Source organism: Variovorax paradoxus (genome assembly GCF_902712855.1).
GTDB lineage: Bacteria > Pseudomonadota > Gammaproteobacteria > Burkholderiales > Burkholderiaceae_C > Variovorax > Variovorax paradoxus_Q.
This window is the reverse complement of sequence record NZ_LR743507.1, coordinates 1,077,512-1,097,689: the sequence shown is the minus strand read 5'-3', so window position 1 is coordinate 1,097,689 and position 20,178 is coordinate 1,077,512. Positions and strand designations below refer to the sequence as shown.

The following is a 20,178-nucleotide window of genomic DNA, read 5'->3' as shown; positions in this document are numbered from 1 at the left end:
GGCATGACAACGCGCTGGCCCGACCGGCTCCCTTCGCACGACCGCTTCGACTACCGCCCCATCACGCGGCGGCCCGACTACGTGTGGCCCAACGGCGCGAGGCTGGCGGTGTACCTGGGCTTCAACGTGGAGCACTTCGCGTTCGGCGACGGGCTGGGCGCGTGCATCGGCCCGGCCTCGCCGCAGCCCGACGTGCTGAACCACGGCTGGCGCGAGTACGGCAACCGCGTAGGTGCCTGGCGCTGCCTCGAACTCTTCGACGCGCTCGCGCTGCCGACCGGTGCGCTCATCAACACCGCGCTGTACGACCACTGCCCCGAGCTGGTGCAGGCATTGGTGGCGCGCGGCGACGAACTGATCGGCCACGGCCACAGCAACGCCGAGCGCCAGGGCGTGCTCGACGAGGAACACGAGCGCGCGTTGCTGCTGCGCTGCCGCGAGCGCATGGCGCGCGAAAGCGGGCAGGCGCCCGCGGGGTGGCTGTCGCCGTGGATCTCGGAGAGCGCGGTCACGCCCGACCTGCTGGCCGAGACAGGCTACGGCTACACGCTCAACTGGTGCCACGACGACCAGCCGGTTCGCATGCGCACGCGTGGCGGCGGTGCGCTGTGGTCGGTGCCGTATCCGCAGGAACTCAACGACATCCCGATGATCGTCGGCCGCATGATGGACGCGAAGGACTTCAGCGCGATGGTGATCGACAACTTCGAGGAGATGCTCGGGCAGTCGCGCGCACAGCCGCTGGTGATGGGCCTTGCGCTGCACCCGTACATCGTGGGCCAGCCCTACCGCCTGCGGCACCTGCGCACCGCACTGGCCCACCTGGCGCATGCGCGCGACCGCGGCGACATCTGGTTCACCACGCCCGGCGCCGTCGCCTCGCACATGACGAAGCTCGCAACGCAGCGGCCGGCAGAATTCGGCTGAGATCACGGGTTCGGCGGGCCCGTTCGATAATCGGCCGCGTTGCCCCACACCGCGCCGTCCGCCGTTCACTCCATGGCCCGTTCTCCCTCGCCGCCCAAGCCAGCCGCCCGGCGCAAGCCATCGCCCCCAGCCGAAGCCGCCGCACCGGCAGCCGAGGATGGCGACATCGAGGAACGCATTTACCGATCGGTCTTCGAGGGCGTGACCGGGCAGCGCCTGGCGCCGGGCACCAAGCTGCCCGAAGCCTCGCTGTGCGAGCTGTTCGGCGTGAGCCGCGCACTGGTGCGCAAGGTGCTGCAGCGCCTGGCGCACGACCACATCGTCGAACTCCGGCCCAACCGCGGCGCCATCGTCGCGATGCCCTCGCCGGATGAGACCCGGCAAATCTTCGAGGCGCGCCGTGCGCTCGAGGCCGCATTGGTGCGCATGGCGGTGCGCAACGCCACGAAGGCCGAAGTGGCCGAACTGCGCCGGCACCTGAAGGAAGAGCATGCGGCCATGCACCGCTACACGCAGCCCGACTGGGCACGGCTCGCGAGCTCGTTCCACCTGCGGGTGGCGCGGCTGGCGCGCAATCCCATTCTGGAGCGCTACCTGAGCGAACTCATGTCGCGCTGCTCGCTGATCGTGGCGCTGTACGAGCCGCCCGGCAATGCGTCGTGCGAGCACGAGGAGCACGCGGCGGTGGTCGATGCGATCGCACGCGGGGACGAGGACACCGCGGTGCGCGCGATGGAAGAGCACCTGCTGGTGCTCGAGCGGAACATTGCGCTGGACCGGCCTGCGTCGCAGCGCAGCCTGGGCCAGATGCTGGGGCTGGGCTGAGCCCTGGGCCCAGGGCCCAGGGCCCCCAGCGGCCCCGTCAGATCTCGATCTTCGACCCCAGCTCCACCACCGCGTTGTTCGGCAGGCCGAGGAAGGCCGCTGCGCCGCTCGCGTTGTGGTGCATCTGCGCGAACAGCTTCTCTCGCCACGGCGCCATGCCGCTGCCGAGCGTGGGAATGACGACGTCGCGCGACAGGAAGTAGCTGGTGGTCATGGGCTCCAGCTGGCAGCCGCGCATGCGTGCGTTCTCGAGCGCGCGCGGCAGTTCGACGTCGTTCTTGAAACCGTAGTGGACGATGATCTGCCAACAGTGGTTGCCGAGCGGCTCGATCTCGATGCGCTTGTCCATCGGGATCCACGGCACCTCGTGGTTGCGCACGGTGACGAACATGTTCTGCTCGTGCAGCACCTTGTTGTGCTTGAGGTTGTGCAGCAGCGCATTGGGCACGGTGCCCGGCTCGGCGGTGAGGAACACGGCGGTGCCCTCCACGCGCACCGGCGGGCTCACGAACACCGAATCGAGGAACGACTTCAGGTCAATCGCGTCGGCATGCTGCGCCTCTCCCATCAGGCGACGGCCTTCCTTCCAGGTGATCATCAGCGTGAACACGAAGCCGCCGATCAGCAGCGGGAACCAGCCGCCTTCGAACAGCTTGAGCAGGTTGGACGCGAAGAACAGGAAGTCGACGATGAAGAAGGCCGCAGTCGACACGATGCACAGCGCCAGCGGCAGCTTCCATGCGTAGCGGATCACGAAGAAGGTCAGGATCGTGGTGATCAGCATGTCCGTGGTCACCGCGATGCCGTAGGCCGCGGCAAGGCTGCTCGACGAGCGGAACATCACCACCGCCAGCACGATGGCCACGAACAGGCCCCAGTTGACCAGCGGGATGTAGATCTGCCCGGCCGTGCGCACGCTGGTGTGCTCGATGTTCAGGCGCGGCAGGTAGCCCAGCTGGATCACCTGGCGCGTGACGCTGAAGGCGCCGGTGATGAGGGCCTGCGACGCGATCACCGTGGCTGCGGTGGCCAGCAGCACCAGCGGAACGAGCGCCCACTCGGGGGCCATCATGAAGAACGGGTTCTTCACTGCCTCGGGGTTCTCCAGCAGCAGTGCGCCCTGGCCGAAGTAGTTGAGCGTGAGCGCCGGCATGACGACAGAGAACCAAGCGAGCCGGATCGGGCGCTTGCCGAAGTGCCCCAGGTCGGCATACAGCGCCTCGGCGCCTGTCACGCACAGCACGGTGGCGCCCAGCAGGATGAAGCTGGTGCCCGGGTTGTCCCACATGAACTTCAGCGCATAGAACGGATTCAGCGCCTTCAGGATCTCGGGGTGGTGCACGATCTGCGACACGCCGAGTACCGCGATCGCCATGAACCACGCGAGCGTGACGGGGCCGAAGAACTTGCCGATGCCCGCCGTGCCGCGCTTCTGCACCACGAACAGGCAGAACAGCACCACCAGCGTGAGAGGAATGACGTAGTGCGTGAAGTGCGGCGACACCACTTCCAGGCCCTCGACCGCCGAGAGCACGGAGATTGCGGGGGTGATGACGCCGTCACCGTAGAAGAGCGAGGTGCCGAAGATGCCCACCACCAGCAGCAGGTGGCGCAGCCTGGGCTTGTCGGCCACCGCGCGCGACGCCAGCGCGAGCATGGCCACGAGGCCGCCCTCGCCTTCGTTGTCGGCGCGCAGCACCAGCACCACGTACTTGATGGAGACGATGACGGTGAGCGTCCAGAAGAACATCGACAGGATGCCGTAGACGTTCTCGACGGTGAAAGGCACATGGCCGTGGCCGAACACTTCCTTGACGGCGTACAGCACGCTGGTGCCGATGTCGCCATAGACGACGCCGATGGCGCCGACGATCAGGCCGGCTGAGAGAGATTTGGGGGCTGACACGAAGTCGATGGGAAAAGGACAGGCTGCTGGTATCGGCGCGTCAGACACGCCGGGGTGCGATGGATGCGAACTTTAGTACACCAGCGTGCGCTCGCATCACCCCTCCCGCCCTTTTGTTTCCGTTGATGTGGGGCCGCTATTTTGCCGCCGCCCGCCGTCGCCGCAAGACGGCCCCCGGAATCATTCGTAGATTTCGGCGTCCGGATCGGTCGCTTCCATTTCGTAGCTGGCGGCCACCATCGCGAGCCGGCCGACCACGCCATACATGTAGAAGCGGTTGGGCGCACTGGCGCCAGGCTTGGCGCCCGGCTGAGGCAAGTGCGCACTTTCAGAGAACGCGAGCGGCACGTAGCTCGCACCCGGCAGCTTCAGGTTCTCGTCGGCCGCGCGCTCTGCGTGCACCCGGTAGAAGCCGCCGACCACGTAGCGGTCCATCATGTAGACGACCGGTTCGGCCATGCCGTTGTGAACGCGTTCGTTGGTGAGCACGCCTTCCTGCACGATGAGCTCGGTGGGCTCGCGCAGCTCGCGCGGTTCGCGTGACTGGCTGGCCTTGGTGGCCGGCACGGCGGGCGCGGGCGCGGTGCCGCGTGGCTTGCCGATCAGCGACTCGACATCCTTGGCGTCGCGCACCGTCACCACGCCGGGGCTGCCGCTGCCGCTGTGGCCGCCCTTGACCACCACGAATGGCTTCTCGTTGATGCCGTATTCCTTGTACTTGCGGCGCACCTTGGTGAGCACCGCGTCCACGTGGCTGGTCAGCACGTCGATGCCGCGGCCGCCGGCCACGTCGACGCCTTCGGCGCGCGCATAGATCGGGTTGATGAGCCACGGGTCGATGCCCAGCAACTTGCCGAAGCGCTTGGAAAGCTCCTCGTAGCTGTGCAGGTGGTTGCTCTTGCGGCGCACCGACCACCCCGCGTGCAGGGGCGGCAGCAGATACTGTTCGTGAAGATCCTCGAGGATGCCGGGCGTTCCTGCGGAAAGCTCGTTGTTGAGGAGAATCGTGCAGGGATCGAAATTCTTCAGGCCCAAACGGCGCTTGGTGCGCACCACCGGCTCCAGCGTGACGGTGTCACCGTTCGGCAACTCGATCTTCTTGGGTGTCTTGATCGCCGGATCGATCGACCCGATGCGCACATTGAGCCCCGCCATGTGGAAGATGCGCACCAGTTGCGCGACGTTGGCGAGATAAAAGGTGTTCTTCGAGTGGTTTTCCGGAATGACGAGCAGATTGCGCGCCTCCGGACAGATCTTCTCAATGGCAGCCTGCGCGGCCTGCACGGCCAGCGGGAGCATTTCCTTGGTGAGGTTGTTCCAGCCACCGGGAAAAAGGTTGGTGTCGACCGGAGCGAGCTTGAAACCTGCATTGCGGATGTCCACGGCGCTGTAGAAAGGCGGCGTGTGCTCCATCCATTCGAGCCGGAACCAGCGTTCGATGGCAGGCATCGAGTCGAGCACCCGCTGCTCCAGTTCGTTGATCGGGCCGGTCAGGGCGGTGACGAGATGCGGAACCATGCGGCGGCCTTGTTGGTTTTGTGCTTAAAGGTGGAGCGGAATTGTAGGATTTGGGGATGGCCGCCCCAATGACAAGACCGTGCAGGGCCTGCGCGGCAGACTTGGTTCGACCGGTCCGCCTTGCACGGCAATGCCTCAGCTGCGGACTTCGCCCTGCCCGAGCACGACGTACTTGAGCGAGGTCAGTCCTTCGATGCCCACCGGTCCGCGGGCGTGGAACTTGTCGGTGCTGATGCCGATTTCGGCGCCCAGCCCGAACTCGAAGCCATCCGCGAAGCGCGTGCTCGCATTGACCATCACGCTGGCCGAATCGACCTCGCGCAGGAAACGCTGCGCATGCACGTGGTCGCGCGTGACGATCGCGTCGGTGTGGTGGCTCGAATAGCGGTTGATGTGCGCGATGGCCTCGTCCACGCCGGCCACCACCTTGATGCTGATGACCGCCGCGAGGTATTCCTCGGACCAGTCGGACTCGACGGCATCGACCACCTTGGCCTGCGGGCTCGCGGCACCCTCAGCGCGCAGGATGGCGGCGGCGGCCGGGTCGCAGCGCATCTCCACGCCCTTGGCCGCGAAGATGGCCGCGATCTCAGGCAGGAAATCGTCGGCCACCGCGGCCGACACGAGCAGGCCTTCCGCGGCGTTGCACGGGCTGTACTTCTGCGTCTTGGCGTTGTCGACGATGCGCAGCGCCATGGCGAACTCGGCCGTGTCGTCCACGTAGACGTGGCAATTGCCGTCCAGGTGCTTGATGACGGGCACCTTGGCGTCGCGGCTGATGCGCTCGATCAAGCCCTTGCCGCCGCGCGGAATGATCACATCGACGAATTCGGGCATGGCGATGAGCTGGCCGACGGCTTCGCGGTCGGTGGTCTGCACCAGTTGCACCGCGTCGACCGGCAGGCCGGCCTCGGCCAGTGCCTCGGACACCAGCAGCGCCAGCGCCTTGTTCGATTCGATGGCTTCCGAACCGCCGCGCAGGATGGCGGCGTTGCCGCTCTTGATGGCCAGGCTAGCGGCCTCGATGGTCACGTTGGGCCGGCTCTCGTAGATCATCCCGAACACGCCGATCGGCACGCGCATCTGGCCCACGCGGATGCCGCTGGGCTGCTGCTTCATGCCGATGATCTCGCCGATCACGTCGGCCATGCCGGCCAGTTGCTCGCAACCGAGGGCAACGGTCTCGATGACCTTGGGCGTGAGCTTGAGGCGATCGACCATCGGCGCCGACAGGCCCGCGGCCGTGGCGCGCTCCAGGTCTTTTTGGTTGGCGACCGCCAGCACAGGGCCGGCTTCGCGAAGACGCTTGGCAAGCGCCTTCAATGCTATGTTTTTGGTAGCTGCATCCGCTCGGGCCATGAGGAATGCAGCTGCTTTGGCTTGCAGACCGAGGGTCTGCATGTGCTCGCTGACGTTGAACGCGTTCATGCCCGGCATTTTCCTGCATTTGGATGACCCGCAGGCTTCGCGCATTTCGTGTCGCCTCTCCAACTCCTTCCAGAGGGCAACACCCACGGCCCGGCGAAGCCGGTTCGCGGGGGTTCCAGCCTCAGGCCCTGCGCGGCGGCGGGGCCGCGCTGCTGCACGCGCGGCACAGCATCAGTGCAAGCCGCTGCAAGGCCTGCCAGCCGCTGGCGGGCCAGTCGGGTTGCTTGAGGCCCTTCACGATGCCATCCACGAGGTGCGCCGCACGCAGCAGTCGCGCCAGCATGCGGTCGTCGAGCCGCGGCAGCACGCGCTCGAAGGCACGTTCGCGCGGCCCCCAGATGCGGTTCTCGCGCAATGCCATCGGCAGCGGGCGGCCGGAGGCCATGGCGTCCTTCACGCGCTTGAGCGCACGGATGTCTTCGGCGATCGTGTAGTGCACCAGCACCTCGGCCTCGCCTTCGGCCTGCAGGCCATCGAGCATCCGCGCCACGCGCTGCGGGTTGCCCGCCAGCACGGCCTCCGACAGCTTGAACACGTCGTAGCGCGCCACGTTGTTGACCGCGCCCTCGACCTGCTCCCAGCTCAGCTCGCCCGCCGGGTGCAGCAGCGCGAGCTTCTGGATTTCCTGGTGCGCGGCCAGCAGGTTGCCCTCCACGCGATCGGCGAAGAACTGCAGCGTGCGCTGGCCTTCGTCGCCGGGCATCACGCGCTGGCCCTGGTGGCCCAGGCGCTGCGCGATCCATTGGGGCAGCGCGCTGCGCTCGATCGGGTCGACCTGGATGCTCGCGCCGTTGTTCTCCAGCGCCGAGAACCATGCGCCGGTTCGCGTGGCCTTGTCCAGCCTCGGCAGCATCACCAGCGTGAGCGTGCTGTCGTTGCCGGGGGCCGATTCGGCCAGCTGCTGCAATGCCGCGCTGCCGTCCTTGCCGGGCTTGCCCGACGGAATGCGTATCTCGACGATCTGCTTGTCGGCGAACAGCGAGAGCGAGCCGCCCGCGGCGAGCACCGCGCTCCAGTCGAAATGCGCGCCGGCCACGGTGTACGAGCTGCGCTCGGTGTAGCCCTGCGCGCGCGCCGCGGCGCGGATGGCGTCGGCCGCTTCCTGCGCGAGCAGCGGCTCGTCGCCATGGATCGTGTAGAGCGGCTTGAGGCCCTTCTGCAGGTGGGCCCCGAGTTGGGCACTGGCAAGTTGCATGGAGATCGGGTTGCCGGAGCGCGGGCTCAGAGTTCCTTGACCGCGGCCAGGCGGCGCATCAACTGCTGCGCGATATCCGATTGCATGTCGCGGAACAGCAGGTCGGCTTCGCCTTCCTTGGCCAGGGCGTTGGTTTCGTTGAAGCTCAGGTCGCGCGTCTGCGAGACCTCGGTGGCGGGCAGCAGGTCCTTGCCGCCCGGTGTATGCAGGCGGAATCGGACACGCAGCTGAAGCTGGACTTCGCGCACCAGGCCTGCCGAATTGGTAGAAATCACAAAGCGGGTTCGATCCTCGCCCAGGATTTCCAGCACCACATCGGCCTTGGCGGCGTCTTCCGCCGACAACACAGTCACCGTTCCGGTGGCCCGCAGTTCGCGCCGTATCTGGTTGATCATCGCCGACTTGAGCAGCGCGTCGCTGCCCGACACCGACAGCGTCTTGAACGCGAAGACTGGCGCCTTGCGCAGCTCGAAGCCGCAGCCGGCCAGGCCGAGCGACGCGCCCGCCGCCGTCAGACCGAGGAGAAAGCCGCGGCGCGGCAGCGAGGCATTGCGAGTGTTCATGCTTGAGCCGTTCAAATGACCACGTTGACCAGGCGGCCGGGAACCACGATCACGCGCTTGGGTTGCGCGCCTTCGGCAAAAGTGACGAAGTCGTCGCAGGCCAGCGCGAGCTTCTCGATCTCGTCCTTCGATGCGCCGGCCGGCACGCTGAGCTTGCCGCGCAGCTTGCCGTTGACCTGCAGCATCAGCTCGATCTCGTCCTGCACCAGCGCGCCCACGTCGACCGTGGGCCAGGCCGCGTCGAGCAGGCCGCCCAGGTCCTCGTCGTAGCCGAGCTCGCTCCAGAGCTGCTGCGCGATGTGCGGCGTGGCCGGGTAGAGGCAGCGCAGCAGGATGCCGAAGCCCTCTCGCACCGCCGCGGCGTCGCCGGAGCCGCCATCGGGCTTGAAGCCTTCCAGCGCGTTGAGCAGCTTCATAGCGCCCGACACCACCGTGTTGTATTGCATGCGCTGGTAGTCGTAGTCGACCTGGCGCAGCACCGTGTGCACCTCGCGGCGCAGCGCCTGGGCGCCCTTGCCGAAAGCCTGTCCGGCGATGGCCGTGCGCGCGGACTCGGCCTGCGCCACGCCGAAGTTCCACACCCGGCGCAGGAAGCGGTAGCTGCCTTCCACGGCCGCGTCGTTCCACTCGAGCGTGGCTTCGGGCGGCGCGGTGAACATGGTGTACAGGCGCGCGGTGTCGGCGCCGTACTTCTCGATCAGGTCCTGCGGGTCGACGCCATTGCGCTCGCTCTTGCCCATCTTGCCCACGCCGCCGTATTCGACACGGGTGCCGTCGGCGGTGGTGCCTCCCACGATGCGGCCCTGCGCGTCGAGCACCGTCGTCACCTCGGTGGGCGGGAAGTAGTCCTTGCCGCCCTTCTCGTTGCGCTTGTAGAAGATGTGGTTGAGCACCATGCCCTGCGTCAGCAGCTTGCTGAAGGGCTCGTCGGCCTTCACCAGGCCCAGGTCGCGCATCACCTTGGTCCAGAAGCGGGCGTACAGCAGGTGAAGAATCGCGTGCTCGATGCCGCCGATGTACTGGTCCATCGGCATCCAGTAGTCGGCGCCGCCGGCCACCATGGCCTCGTCGTTCTTCGGGTCGCAATAGCGCATGAAGTACCACGACGAATCGACGAAGGTGTCCATCGTGTCGGTCTCGCGCCGCGCGGCCTTGCCGCACACCGGGCAGGTCACGCCGGCGTGGAAGCCCTCGTGCTTGTTCAGCGGGTTGCCCGAGCCGTCCGGCACGCAGTCGGTGGGCAGCACCACCGGCAGGTCCTTCTCGGGCACGGGCACCGCGCCGTGCTCCTCGCAATGGATGATCGGGATCGGCGTGCCCCAGTAGCGCTGGCGGCTCACGCCCCAGTCGCGCAGGCGCCAGGTGGTCTGCAGCTCGCCCAGGCCCTTCTGGCCCAACGCATGCGCCACGGCGGCCACGGCCTCCTTGTAGGTCATGCCGCTGAAGTTGTCCGAGTTGATGGTCACGCCGCGCTGCTTGTCGCCGTACCAGTCCTGCCACTTGTGATAGTCGAAGTGCGGCTCGTCGTCGACCAGCACCACCTGCACGATCTCGATGCCGTACTTGTTGGCGAAGGCGAAGTCGCGCTCGTCGTGCGCGGGCACGCCCATCACGGCGCCGTCGCCGTAGCCGATCAGCACGTAGTTGCCGACCCACACCGGCACCTGTTCCTCGGTGATCGGGTGCGTCACCGTGAGGCCGGTAGGCACGCCCTTCTTTTCCTGGGTGGCGAGCTCGGCCTCGGTGGTGCCGCCGCTCTTGCATTCCTCGATGAAGGCCGCGACCTTCGGGTCCAGCGTGGCGGCGTGCGCGGCCAGCGGATGCTCGGGCGCCACGGCGCAGAAGGTCACGCCCATGATGGTGTCGGCGCGCGTGGTGAACACGTACATGCGGCCGTCCTGGATGAGCTTGCCGCCCGCATCCTTGATGTCATGCGTGAAGGCGAAGCGCACGCCCTCGCTCTTGCCGATCCAGTTCTCCTGCATCAGCTTGACGCGCTCGGGCCAGCCCGGCAGCTTGTGCTGGGTGTGCTCGAGCAGCTCTTCGGCGTAGTCGCTGATCTTCAGGTAATAGCCCGGGATCTCGCGGCGCTCGACCGTGGCGCCGGTGCGCCAGCCCTTGCCGTCGATCACCTGCTCGTTGGCCAGCACGGTCTGGTCGACCGGGTCCCAGTTCACGACCTGGGTCTTGCGGTAGGCGATGCCCTTCTCGAGCATCTTCAGGAACAGCCACTGGTTCCACTTGTAGTAGCTCGGGTCGCAGGTAGCGATCTCGCGGCTCCAGTCGATCGCCAGGCCCATGGCTTGGAGCTGGCCCTTCATGTAGGCGATGTTCTCGTAGGTCCACTTGGCCGGCGGCACGCCGTTCTTGAGCGCCGCGTTCTCGGCCGGCAGGCCAAAGGCGTCCCAGCCCATGGGCATCAGCACGTTGTAGCCGCTCATGCGCAGGTAGCGCGTGAGCATGTCGTTGATCGTGTAGTTGCGCACGTGGCCCATGTGCAGCTTGCCGCTGGGGTACGGCAGCATCGAGCAGGCGTAGTACTTCTTGCGGCTCGCGTCCTCGGTGACGCGGTAGGCATCGGCGGCGCTCCATTGCGCCTGGGCAGCGGACTCGACGTCGCTGGGTTTGTAGCTGGGATTCATGGCGGTTCGGCAAGAGCCCGGCGCGGAGTGGCCGGGAACGCGGGATTATCGCGCCGGACTAGACTTGCCCCCAGGATGCGCGTACTTCGTGTCGCTTCTCCTTCCCCACAGGGGGCAACACCCGCGGCCCGGCGGAGCCGGTTCCGCGGTGTTTCGCGAAGAATGCATGCCTGCCCGTTCAACGCCGCGGACGAAAACACACCATGAAACTGCGCCTGAAACACCTCGCACTGGCCTTCGCGGCGGCAGCCGGCCTCGCCGCCCTGCCGCTGCGGGCCCAGCAGAACGACAAGCCCCTGCGCATCGTCGTGCCCTTCGCCACCGGCGGCGCGCAGGACGTGATCGCCCGCTACCTGGGCGCCAAGCTGACCGACCGGCTGGGCCAGCCGGTCATCATCGACAACAAGGCCGGCGCCGGCGGCATCGTGGCCGCCGAGTCGGTGGCCAAGGCGACCGACGGGGCCACGGTGCTTCTGGCCACTGGCGGTGCGGTCACCATCGCTCCGCACCTTCAGGCCAGGCTGCCCTACGACCCGGCGCACGACCTGGTGCCCGTGGCCTTGGTGGCCGACACGCCCATGACGCTCTCGGTGCGCACCGAAAGCCCCTACAAGACCGTGGCCGACGTGCTGCGCGACGCCAAGGCGCGGCCCGGACAGGTGACCTACGCCTCGACCGGCAACGGCACCGTCTCGCACCTGACCGGCGCCCTGCTGGCCCAGGCCGGCGGCGTGGAACTGCTGCACGTGCCCTACCGGGGTGCCGCCCCAGCCATGACCGACCTGCTGGGCGGACAGGTGGCCACCATCGTGACCAGCGTGGCGTCCATCGAACCCATGGTCGCCAGCGGCAAGGCGCGCGTGCTCGGCACCTTCTCGCACGCGACCCTGCCCAGCATGGGCTCGGCCCCGACCATCGGCGAGGCGACGAAGCTGCCGGGCATGGAAGTGCCGGTCTGGGTGGGCGTGATGGCGCCGGCGAAGATGCCGGCTGCCAGCATCGACAAGCTGTCGGCCGCGCTGGTCGAGGTCTGCAACCTGCCGGAAACGAAGCAGCGCTTCGCCCAGCTGGGCGCGGTCAACACCTGCGGTGGCGCGGCGGCGCTGGGCAAGGTCGTGACGGAGGACAGCCAGCGCTGGGCCAAGGTCATCAAGCAGGGCGGAATCAAGGTTGACTGACCTGGCACTCCCCCAGGCTTCGCGCACTTCGTGTCGCTTCGCCTACCCCCTCGCCGGGGGCAACACCGGTGGCCCGGCAGAGCCGGTTCCACGGTGTTCCTGGACGGAAGCGCGATCTTGACTGCCGCGATACGACTCCGTCGCGTCGGCATCGCCGGCACCGGTGCCGTCGCGCTGGCCAGCGCCGCATGGCTGCGCCACGCGGGCCACGGCGTCACGCTCTGGTCGCCGGGCGGCCGGGGCGCCGAGGCCCTGCGCACGCAGCCGCTGGAAGCCGGCGGCGTGCTGCCGTGCACCGTGACGGTCGAGGTCGCCGACGACGCGGCCGCGCTCTGCGCCGCCTCCGACGTGCTGCTGCTCGCCCTGCCGGTCAACGGCCACCGGCGCGTGATGGATTCGCTGCTGCCCTTCCTGCGCGACGGACAGGCGGTGATCGTCAGTTCGATGGCGTCGCTGTCCTCGCTCTATCTGCACGAGGCCGCCCGCCGCACCGGCAGGCAGGTCACGGTCGCCAGCTTCGGCACGACCGTGCTGACCGCGCGGCGCGAATCCGCCACGCAGGTCAAGGTGATGACGCGACGCAAGGCGGTCGGCGTTTCCGCCCTGCCCGCTTCGAGCGCCCACGAGGCCGTGGCGCTGTGCACCGACCTCTTCGGCGAGGGTTTCTCGGTGCAGGGCAGCGCGCTCGCGAGCGCGCTCGCCAATGTCAATCCGCAGTCTCACGGCCCGCTGGCGGTGTTCAACTGGACGCGCATCGAGCGCGCGGAGAACTGGCCGCAGTACCACTGCATGACGCCCGGCGTGTCGCGCGCCATCGAGGCGCTCGACACGGAGCGCCGCGCCGTGGCGGCCGCGTTCGGCATCGAAGTCGGGCCGATCGAGGCGCACTTCGCGCGCTCCTTCGGTACCGCGTCGGAAAAGCTCGCCGACATCGCCGCCGAACTGCACGCCAAGCGCGGTGGCCCGCCCGGCCCCACGCAGGTCGACACCCGCTACGTGACCGAGGACATGCCCTACGGCCTGGTGTTCGTCGAGGCGCTCGGCGCCCTGGCCGGCGTGCCGACGCCCGCGACGCGCACCATCGTGGACGCGGCATCGCTGGTCAACGGCGTCGACTACCGCCAGCAGAACGACCTGCTCGGGCCGCTGGGGCTGGCCCGAGAAACCGTCGCGGGGTTGCTCGCTCGCCTATGACGCGGCAGTTTCGGGGAACACCGGCTCCCCGAGGTTGAGCATCAGGCGGTTGGCCCAGGCGAACAGGGCCACCGAATGGATCAGGTCCAGGATTTCCAGTTCGCCGAGCCCCACCGCCTTCAGCGCAAGGATGTCGTCCGGCGACACCTTGCCGGGCTCCGCGCCCAGGCGGATCGAGAACTCGACGATGGCCTTCTCGCGCGGCGTGGTGCCGGCGGTGGCGGGCTCCTCGAACACCTGCGAGATCACGTCGTCGCGCTTGGCCAGCTGCTCGAAACGCTGTGCATGCACCGAGGCGCAGTACACGCAGCCGTTCACGCGGGACTCGACCGTGGCGCCCAGCTCGCGCTCGGCGCGCGGCATGCCGCCCGGCGCGAACATGATCGCGTTGAACGCGATGGAGCGCTGCAGCAGGATCTCGGGCTGGTGCGCCAGCACCAGGAAGTACGGCGAGCTGCGCGCCTGCGGGCTCATCTCGTCGAGCGCCGCGAGCTGGGCCGGCGTGGCGGTGTCGACGTTCACCACGTCGAGCCATGGCTTCCACTTGAGCACGTCGGTGGTGAAGCCCTTGATGCGGATCGGGAACGTCATGCCGAGGCCTCCGCGCCCGCCAGCGCCTTGAGTCCCGCGACGACGCGGACCTGGTAGGACAGGAAGGCGATCAGCTGGCTCAGCGCCACGAGCGCGGGCGTCGACAGCCCCTGCGCGGCCAGCGCCTCGATGGCGGCGCGGTCGCCCTCGATCGGGCGCTCGATGAGCCTGCCCGCGAAGGACAGCATCGCGCGCAGCCGCGGGTCGGCGAGCGAGTCGATCTCGCCGCGCTCCACTGCGTCGGTCACGGCGGCATCGGCGTTTTCGCCGGCCAGCCGGTCGCGGTAGTGCGCAACGAGGGTGGTTGCATTCGAAACGCGGCACGCATGCAGGGCGACCAGCAGGTGTTCGGTGCGCGACAGCCCTTCGACCGCGTGCGAGAACATCGCGTCGTGGCTGCTCTGGGTGGCCGCCACGACCTTGTCGCGCTGCCGCCGCAGCGCCCAGGTCGGCTGGTCGGGCGAGAGGGGCACGGCGTCATCGACCACGTCGATGGCCGGCGGCGCCACGGAAAGATTCGTCATGCGAAGTCCTTGGAGAAGAAAGAAGGCCGCGGGTCAGGCGCGTTCGCCGGGCGGCAGCGCGGGGACCCATTCGTCGCCGAACAGTTCGGGCTCGGCATAGGCCTCGAGGTTGGCGTAGTGGTGATCGAAGTCTTCGCGGTAGAACAGGCTGGCGATGCCGCCCGCCAGGCGCCTCGCGCCTTCGCTGATGGCCGGGATGTCGCCCGACACCGTGCCGTGCGACAGCGCCGCCGGGTAGCAGAAGCAATGGATGCGCGCGAGCCCCGGGCATTCGCCCGGCACGCGCTCCTGGAACTCGAACACCGGCCCGAGGTCGGGCGAATCGGCCAGCTCCTGGTCTTCGTCGCCGGGCGCGGGCGTGAAGCGGTCCTTCCAGGTGCGGACGAAGGGGGCGATGGCGGCGAATTCCGGCCGGTGCGCCCAGTCGACCTTGAAGCCGGTCGAGACGATCAGGAAGTCGAACTCGAAGTCGCCCTTCGGCGTCGACACGCGCATCGCGTCGCCCGCCTGCGCGACCGACAGCACGGGGCATCCGAAGTTGAAGAAGGCATGCGGATGGCGCGACACCCGCAGCGTGCTGCCGTGCGGCGGCGGCACGTTCAGCACGTTGATGTAGTGACGCACGCGCCACTTGAGCGCGTCCGGCAGGTCGTAGTGCCCCTGCGTGAGGCCGGGCACGCCCGCGCCCTTGCCCTTGTTGACGCGCGGCAGGTCGGCACGGCGGATCAGCAACTCGACGCTGCGCGCACCGGCTTCCAGCGCGGTGGCCGCGCTGTCCATGGCCGAGGAGCCCGCGCCGATCACGCCCACGCGCAAGCCCTTGAGCAGGCCGTAGTCCATCTCGTCGGACGAATGCGCCCATTTCGCGCGCGGCAGCGCATCGACGAAGGCCGGCACCGCCGGCCCGCCGAGCCCGTCGCGTCCCGTGGCCAGCACCACGCGCCGTGCCAGCACGCTGCGCTCGCCCTGCGGCGTGCGCAGCTCGAGCCGCACGCCGCTGGCGTCGGGCAGCGGGTGGATGCCGGTCACGGCGGTGTCGTTGCGCACGTCCACGCCCATCACGCGGCGGTACCAGACCAGGTAGTCCATCCACTGCAGGCGCGGGATCTTGTCCATCGCCGTCCAGGCCTCGCGCCCGAACTGGGCTTCGAACCAGGCGCGGAAGGTCAGCGCGGGCAGGCCCATCGCGGGACCGGTGAGTTCCTTGGGCGAGCGCAGCGTCTCCATGCGCGCGGTGGTCGCCCACGGGCCCTCGCTGCCTGCGGGCGAGCGGTCGAACACCACCGGGCGTATGCCTTGCTGCATCAGCGCGACCGAGGCGGCGAGGCCGGCCTGGCCGCCGCCGACGATGGCCACGTCGAGCATGGCTTCGCCATTCATCTGCCGGGGCGGCATCCAGTTGCGGCCGGGCCAGCCGAGGTATTCGAGGTCCTGGGCGAGCCGCGCCTCGAGCGCGGCGAGGGGGGAAACGGAATCTGAGGTCATGTCAAAAAGCGGCAACGGCGCCCAGTGTAGAAAGCTTCGCGGATCGCCGACGCGCGGCCGGGGCGCATGCAGGCCGGAACCACTGGCCCGGATTTCGCATGCCACAATGATTTTCAGACCACAGGGGCCGGCATGGGCAACACGAGCAAGAGCGAATGGTGGCGCGGCGCGGTGATCTACCAGATCTACCCCCGCAGTTTCATGGACAGCAACGGCGACGGCATCGGCGACCTGCCGGGCATCACCTCCCGCCTCGAGCATGTGGCCCGCCTCGGCGTCGATGCCATCTGGGTCTCGCCCTTCTTCCGCTCGCCCATGAAGGACTTCGGCTACGACGTGTCCGACTACCGGGCGGTCGATCCGATCTTCGGCACGCTGGCCGACTTCGACGCCATGCTGGCGCGCATGCATGCGCTGGGGCTGAAGCTCATCATCGACCAGGTGCTCTCGCACACCTCCGACCAGCACGCCTGGTTCGCCGAGAGCCGCAGCTCGCGCGACAACCCGAAGGCCGACTGGTACGTGTGGGCCGACCCGAAGCCCGACGGCACGCCGCCGACCAACTGGCTGTCGGTGTTCGGCGGCTCGGCCTGGCAATGGGACGCGCGCCGCAGACAGTACTACCTGCACAGCTTCCTGGCCGAGCAGCCGGACCTCAACTTCCACTGCGCCGAGGTGCAGCAAGCCTTGCTGGGCGAGGTGCGCTTCTGGTGCGAACGCGGCGTGGACGGATTCCGCTTCGACGCCTGCAACCACCAGTTCCACGATGCGCTGCTGCGCGACAACCCGCCGGCATCGCTGGCCTCCATCGACGAAGTCAGCACGGTGCGCGCCGAGAACCCCTACGCGATGCAGCAGCACCTGTACGACAAGAGCCAGGTCGAGAACCTGGCCTTCCTCGAAAACCTGCGCCGCCTGCTCGACGGCTACGGCGCGGTGGCGCTGGGCGAGGTCGGCGACGAGAACGCACCGCCCGTCATGGCGCAGTACACCGAGCTCGGCAAGCGCCTGCACCTGGCCTACAGCTTCAGCCTGCTGACGGCCGACCACACGCCGAAGCACCTGCGCCACCAGGTCGAGGCGCTCGACGGCGCGCTCGCACCCACCGGCGGCTGGGGCTGCTGGGCGGTGTCGAATCACGACGTGCCGCGCGTGGCTTCGCGCTGGAGCGGCGGTGCGCCCGCCAACACGCGGCGCGACCGGCTCTGGCTCGCGTTGCTGCTCACGCTGCGCGGCAGCGCCAGCATCTACCAGGGCGAAGAGCTGGGCCTGCCCGAGGCCGACGTGCCCTTCGAGCTGCTGCAGGACCCGTACGGCCGCGCCTTCTGGCCGGAATTCAAAGGCCGCGACGGCTGCCGCACGCCGATTCCCTGGACCGCTGAGGCGCCGCACGGCGGCTTCACCACCGGCACGCCCTGGCTGCCCGTCGACGGCGCGCACCTGCCGCTGTCCATCGAGCGGCAGGCCGACGACCCCGGATCCATGCTCGCCTTCAGCCGCAGCCTGCTGCACTGGCGTCGCACGCAGCCGCTGCTGCGCAGCGGTGCCATCGCCTTCATCGACGCGCCCGAACCGTTGCTGCACTTCGAACGGCGCGACGGCGGCCGGTCGCTGCAGGCGATCTTCAACCTTGGCGGCGAGCCGGTGTCCGTGCCCTTGCCCGACGGCCTGGTGCCCCTTGTCGGACAGCCGCTCGCGTCCACCGCTGTCGTGCAGGGCGCGGGCGAAAGGCGCATGCTGGTGCTCGAGCCGTATGGCGTCTTCCTCGGCGCGCCCGCCGGCGAAAGACAAAGCTGACCACCATGCCCCTGAAACCGTTGCCCCGGTCCGACATCCATGCACTGATGCACGCCGAGCATGGCGACCCCTTCGCCGTGCTCGGACCGCACGAGACGCCCGAAGGCCTGGTGGTGCGCGCGCTGCTGCCCGGCGCACAGCGCGTGGCCGTGGTGCATTCGCGCACCGGCTGGCCGCTGGCCATCCTGGCGCGGCACGAGGGTTCCGACCTGTTCAGCGGCCTGGTGCCTGCGGCCGAGGCCCGCATGGGCTATTCGTTCCAGGTTGACTGGGACTCGCACACCTCGCGGCTCGAAGACCCTTACCGCTTTCCGTTCGTGCTCGGCGAGACCGACGTGTGGCTGCTGGCCGAGGGCACGCACCTGCGGCCGTGGGAGCGGCTGGGGGCGCACCTGCGCGAGTTCGACGGCGTCAAGGGCGTGGCCTTCGCTGTCTGGGCACCGAACGCGCGGCGGGTGTCGGTGGTCGGCAACTTCAACAACTGGGACGGCCGGCGCCATGCGATGCGGCTGCGCCGCGAATGCGGCGTGTGGGAGATCTTCGCGCCGCACGTGTCGGTGGGCGACAGCTACGAGTTCGAGATCCTGTCGTCGCAGGGCGAGGTGCTGCGCAAGGCCGATCCCTTCGCCTTCTCGTCGCAGCTGCGCCCCGACACCGCCTGCGTGGTGCAGCCCCTGCCCGCGCCCGTGGCGATGCCCGAAGGCCGCGCAGCGGCCAACGAGCGCCACGCGCCCATCAGCATCTACGAAGTCCACCTCGGCTCATGGCGCCGCAAGAACGGCCACGAATGGCTGGACTACCGCGAACTGGCCGACACGCTTGTGCCCTACGCGCGCGACATGGGCTTCACGCACATCGAGCTGCTGCCGGTCAGCGAGCATCCGTTCGACGGCTCCTGGGGCTACCAGCCGATCGGCCTGTACGCGCCGACCTCGCGCTTCGGCACGCCGGGCGACTTCCGGCATTTCGTGGAAGCCGCGCATGCGGCCGGCCTGGGCGTGATCCTCGACTGGGTTCCTGCGCACTTCCCGACCGACGCGCACGGCCTGGGCCGCTTCGACGGCACGGCGCTGTACGAGTACGCCGATCCGCGCGAAGGCTTCCACAATGACTGGCAGACGTTGATCTTCAACTTCGCGCGCACCGAGGTACGCAACTATCTGGTCGGTAATGCGCTGTACTGGCTCGAGCGCTACGGCGTCGACGGCCTGCGGGTCGACGCAGTGGCCTCGATGCTTTACCGCGACTACAGCCGCAAGGCCGGCGAGTGGGTGCCGAACGCGCTCGGCGGCCGCGAGAACCTCGAGGCGATCGACTTCCTGCGCCGCATGAACCAGGTGGTGGGCGTCGAGCGTCCGGGCACGGTGACCATCGCGGAGGAATCGACCAGCTTTCCCGGTGTGACGCGGCCGCCGGAAGACGGCGGGCTGGGCTTTCACTACAAGTGGAACATGGGCTGGATGAACGACACGCTCGCCTATGCGGGCACCGACCCGGTCTACCGCAAGCACCATCACCAGCAGATCACCTTCGGGCTGATGTACGCCCACACCGAGAACTTCGTGTTGCCGCTTTCGCACGACGAGGTGGTGCACGGCAAGGGATCGATGATCGGGCGCATGCCCGGCGACGAATGGCAGAAGTTCGCCGGGCTGCGTAACCTGTACGGCTACCTCTGGGGGTATCCGGGGAAGAAGCTGCTCTTCATGGGCGGCGAGTTCGCGCAGCACGCGGAGTGGAATGCGGACCGGGGACTGGACTGGCACCTGCTGGAGCACGCGTCGCACCAGGGCGTGCGGCGGCTGGTGCGAGACCTGAACAACGTGTACCGGCACTTTCCTGCGCTGCATGAGCTGGACAACGACGGGGCCGGGTTCGAGTGGATCGTGCATGACGATGCGGACCAGTCGGTGTTTGCCTTTGTGCGCAAGGCGCGGGATGGGGCGTTTGTCGTGGTGGTGTGCAACTTCACGCCCTTGCCTCGACATTCGTATCGGCTCGGCGTGCCTTGTGCGGGGGCCTACCGCGAGATCATCAATACCGATGGTTCGGTGTATGGGGGAAGTGGCGTGGGGAACGGCATCGTGGAAAGTGCGCCGACCGCCTGGCATGGGAAGACGGACTCGATTGTTGTCAGCGTGCCGCCACTGGCTACCGTGATGTGGGTGGTTGTTTGACAGGCCTGGAATCGTTTTGCTTTCCGAGGCCGGGTCTCGCCCCGGCGGGCGACTTACTTTCTTTTGCTTCGCCAAAAGAAAGTAAGCAAAGAAAAGGCGACCCTGCTGTCTGCGTCCCTACGCTTCGCTTCGGGCAACCTGCGGTGCTCGACGCAAGAGGGGGCCCGCAGAACTCGCTTCGCTCAAACAGCTGCGGCCCTGATCCCTCCTACGTCTGCGCTCCTCGGC

The 20,178-nt window shown here is 68.2% G+C and carries 15 protein-coding genes; 6 read left to right on the top strand and 9 right to left on the bottom strand.

Going from position 1 to position 20,178, the window contains the following annotated elements:
• Nucleotides 1-3 precede the first annotated feature (3 nt).
• Complete coding sequence (locus AACL56_RS05080) at nt 4-927, top strand: polysaccharide deacetylase family protein (RefSeq protein WP_339088741.1); 924 nt, start codon at nt 4-6, stop codon at nt 925-927.
• Between the two features lie 72 nt (nt 928-999).
• A complete protein-coding gene (locus AACL56_RS05075; protein WP_339088740.1) occupies nt 1,000-1,752 on the top strand; it encodes a GntR family transcriptional regulator in 753 nt (250 codons plus the stop codon).
• Nucleotides 1,753-1,789: 37 nt separating this feature from the next.
• On the opposite strand, the gene AACL56_RS05070 is transcribed toward AACL56_RS05075, so the two are convergent.
• From AACL56_RS05070 to leuS, 6 genes are all read right to left on the bottom strand, one after another.
• A complete protein-coding gene (locus tag AACL56_RS05070) occupies nt 1,790-3,658 on the bottom strand; it encodes a potassium transporter Kup (protein ID WP_339088739.1) in 1,869 nt (622 codons plus the stop codon).
• A gap of 180 nt (nt 3,659-3,838) precedes the next feature.
• On the bottom strand, nt 3,839-5,176 hold the full coding sequence (gene gshA, locus AACL56_RS05065; protein ID WP_339088738.1) for a glutamate--cysteine ligase: 1,338 nt from the start codon (nt 5,174-5,176) through the stop codon (nt 3,839-3,841).
• A 135-nt stretch (nt 5,177-5,311) separates the two neighbouring features.
• On the bottom strand, nt 5,312-6,604 hold the full coding sequence (locus AACL56_RS05060) for a glutamate-5-semialdehyde dehydrogenase (RefSeq protein ID WP_339088737.1): 1,293 nt from the start codon (nt 6,602-6,604) through the stop codon (nt 5,312-5,314).
• A gap of 121 nt (nt 6,605-6,725) precedes the next feature.
• Nucleotides 6,726-7,799, bottom strand: a complete 1,074-nt coding sequence (gene holA, locus AACL56_RS05055) for a DNA polymerase III subunit delta (protein WP_339088736.1) — start codon at nt 7,797-7,799, stop codon at nt 6,726-6,728.
• Between the two features lie 26 nt (nt 7,800-7,825).
• Nucleotides 7,826-8,362 (bottom strand): LPS assembly lipoprotein LptE, encoded by a 537-nt coding sequence (lptE, locus tag AACL56_RS05050; RefSeq protein ID WP_339088735.1) that lies wholly within the window; start codon nt 8,360-8,362, stop codon nt 7,826-7,828.
• Between the two features lie 11 nt (nt 8,363-8,373).
• Nucleotides 8,374-11,004: a leucine--tRNA ligase gene (gene leuS, locus AACL56_RS05045; protein WP_339088734.1), complete on the bottom strand. Its 2,631-nt coding sequence runs from the start codon at nt 11,002-11,004 to the stop codon at nt 8,374-8,376.
• 203 nt (nt 11,005-11,207) lie between these two features.
• Between leuS and AACL56_RS05040 the strand changes: the two genes are divergently transcribed.
• Nucleotides 11,208-12,182 (top strand): Bug family tripartite tricarboxylate transporter substrate binding protein, encoded by a 975-nt coding sequence (locus tag AACL56_RS05040; protein ID WP_339088733.1) that lies wholly within the window; start codon nt 11,208-11,210, stop codon nt 12,180-12,182.
• A gap of 117 nt (nt 12,183-12,299) precedes the next feature.
• Nucleotides 12,300-13,376 (top strand): NAD/NADP octopine/nopaline dehydrogenase family protein, encoded by a 1,077-nt coding sequence (locus AACL56_RS05035; RefSeq protein WP_339088732.1) that lies wholly within the window; start codon nt 12,300-12,302, stop codon nt 13,374-13,376.
• On the opposite strand, the gene AACL56_RS05030 is transcribed toward AACL56_RS05035, so the two are convergent.
• Genes AACL56_RS05030 through AACL56_RS05020 form a run of 3 tightly spaced genes read right to left on the bottom strand, consistent with a single transcriptional unit; the run spans nt 13,371 to nt 15,976 of the window.
• Nucleotides 13,371-13,967: a peroxidase-related enzyme gene (locus AACL56_RS05030; RefSeq protein ID WP_339088731.1), complete on the bottom strand. Its 597-nt coding sequence runs from the start codon at nt 13,965-13,967 to the stop codon at nt 13,371-13,373. The genes AACL56_RS05035 and AACL56_RS05030 overlap by 6 nt on opposite strands.
• Nucleotides 13,964-14,491, bottom strand: coding sequence for a CMD domain-containing protein (locus AACL56_RS05025; RefSeq protein ID WP_339088730.1), 528 nt, complete (start codon nt 14,489-14,491; stop codon nt 13,964-13,966). The genes AACL56_RS05030 and AACL56_RS05025 overlap by 4 nt, the downstream gene beginning before the upstream one ends.
• A gap of 33 nt (nt 14,492-14,524) precedes the next feature.
• Entirely contained in the window at nt 14,525-15,976 is a 1,452-nt protein-coding gene (locus AACL56_RS05020) for an NAD(P)-binding domain-containing protein (RefSeq protein WP_339088729.1), read from the bottom strand.
• Nucleotides 15,977-16,108: 132 nt separating this feature from the next.
• Between AACL56_RS05020 and AACL56_RS05015 the strand changes: the two genes are divergently transcribed.
• Nucleotides 16,109-17,773: an alpha-amylase family glycosyl hydrolase gene (locus tag AACL56_RS05015; protein WP_339088728.1), complete on the top strand. Its 1,665-nt coding sequence runs from the start codon at nt 16,109-16,111 to the stop codon at nt 17,771-17,773.
• Nucleotides 17,774-17,778: 5 nt separating this feature from the next.
• Entirely contained in the window at nt 17,779-19,950 is a 2,172-nt protein-coding gene (gene glgB, locus AACL56_RS05010) for a 1,4-alpha-glucan branching protein GlgB (RefSeq protein ID WP_339088727.1), read from the top strand.
• Nucleotides 19,951-20,178: the final 228 nt, after the last annotated feature.

Excerpts from the sequence above, each read along its gene's own strand:
- lptE (WP_339088735.1), bottom strand. The coding sequence starts at position 8,362 with ATGAACACTCGCAATGCCTCGCTGCCGCGCCGCGGCTTTCTCCTCGGT.
- AACL56_RS05060 (WP_339088737.1), bottom strand. The coding sequence starts at position 6,604 with ATGAACGCGTTCAACGTCAGCGAGCACATGCAGACCCTCGGTCTGCAA.
- gshA (WP_339088738.1), bottom strand. The coding sequence starts at position 5,176 with ATGGTTCCGCATCTCGTCACCGCCCTGACCGGCCCGATCAACGAACTG.
- AACL56_RS05080 (WP_339088741.1), top strand. The coding sequence starts at position 4 with ATGACAACGCGCTGGCCCGACCGGCTCCCTTCGCACGACCGCTTCGAC.
- leuS (WP_339088734.1), bottom strand. The coding sequence starts at position 11,004 with ATGAATCCCAGCTACAAACCCAGCGACGTCGAGTCCGCTGCCCAGGCG.
- glgB (WP_339088727.1), top strand. The coding sequence starts at position 17,779 with ATGCCCCTGAAACCGTTGCCCCGGTCCGACATCCATGCACTGATGCAC.
- AACL56_RS05025 (WP_339088730.1), bottom strand. The coding sequence starts at position 14,491 with ATGACGAATCTTTCCGTGGCGCCGCCGGCCATCGACGTGGTCGATGAC.
- AACL56_RS05015 (WP_339088728.1), top strand. The coding sequence starts at position 16,109 with ATGGGCAACACGAGCAAGAGCGAATGGTGGCGCGGCGCGGTGATCTAC.
- AACL56_RS05030 (WP_339088731.1), bottom strand. The coding sequence starts at position 13,967 with ATGACGTTCCCGATCCGCATCAAGGGCTTCACCACCGACGTGCTCAAG.
- AACL56_RS05040 (WP_339088733.1), top strand. The coding sequence starts at position 11,208 with ATGAAACTGCGCCTGAAACACCTCGCACTGGCCTTCGCGGCGGCAGCC.
- AACL56_RS05075 (WP_339088740.1), top strand. The coding sequence starts at position 1,000 with ATGGCCCGTTCTCCCTCGCCGCCCAAGCCAGCCGCCCGGCGCAAGCCA.
- holA (WP_339088736.1), bottom strand. The coding sequence starts at position 7,799 with ATGCAACTTGCCAGTGCCCAACTCGGGGCCCACCTGCAGAAGGGCCTC.
- AACL56_RS05020 (WP_339088729.1), bottom strand. The coding sequence starts at position 15,976 with ATGACCTCAGATTCCGTTTCCCCCCTCGCCGCGCTCGAGGCGCGGCTC.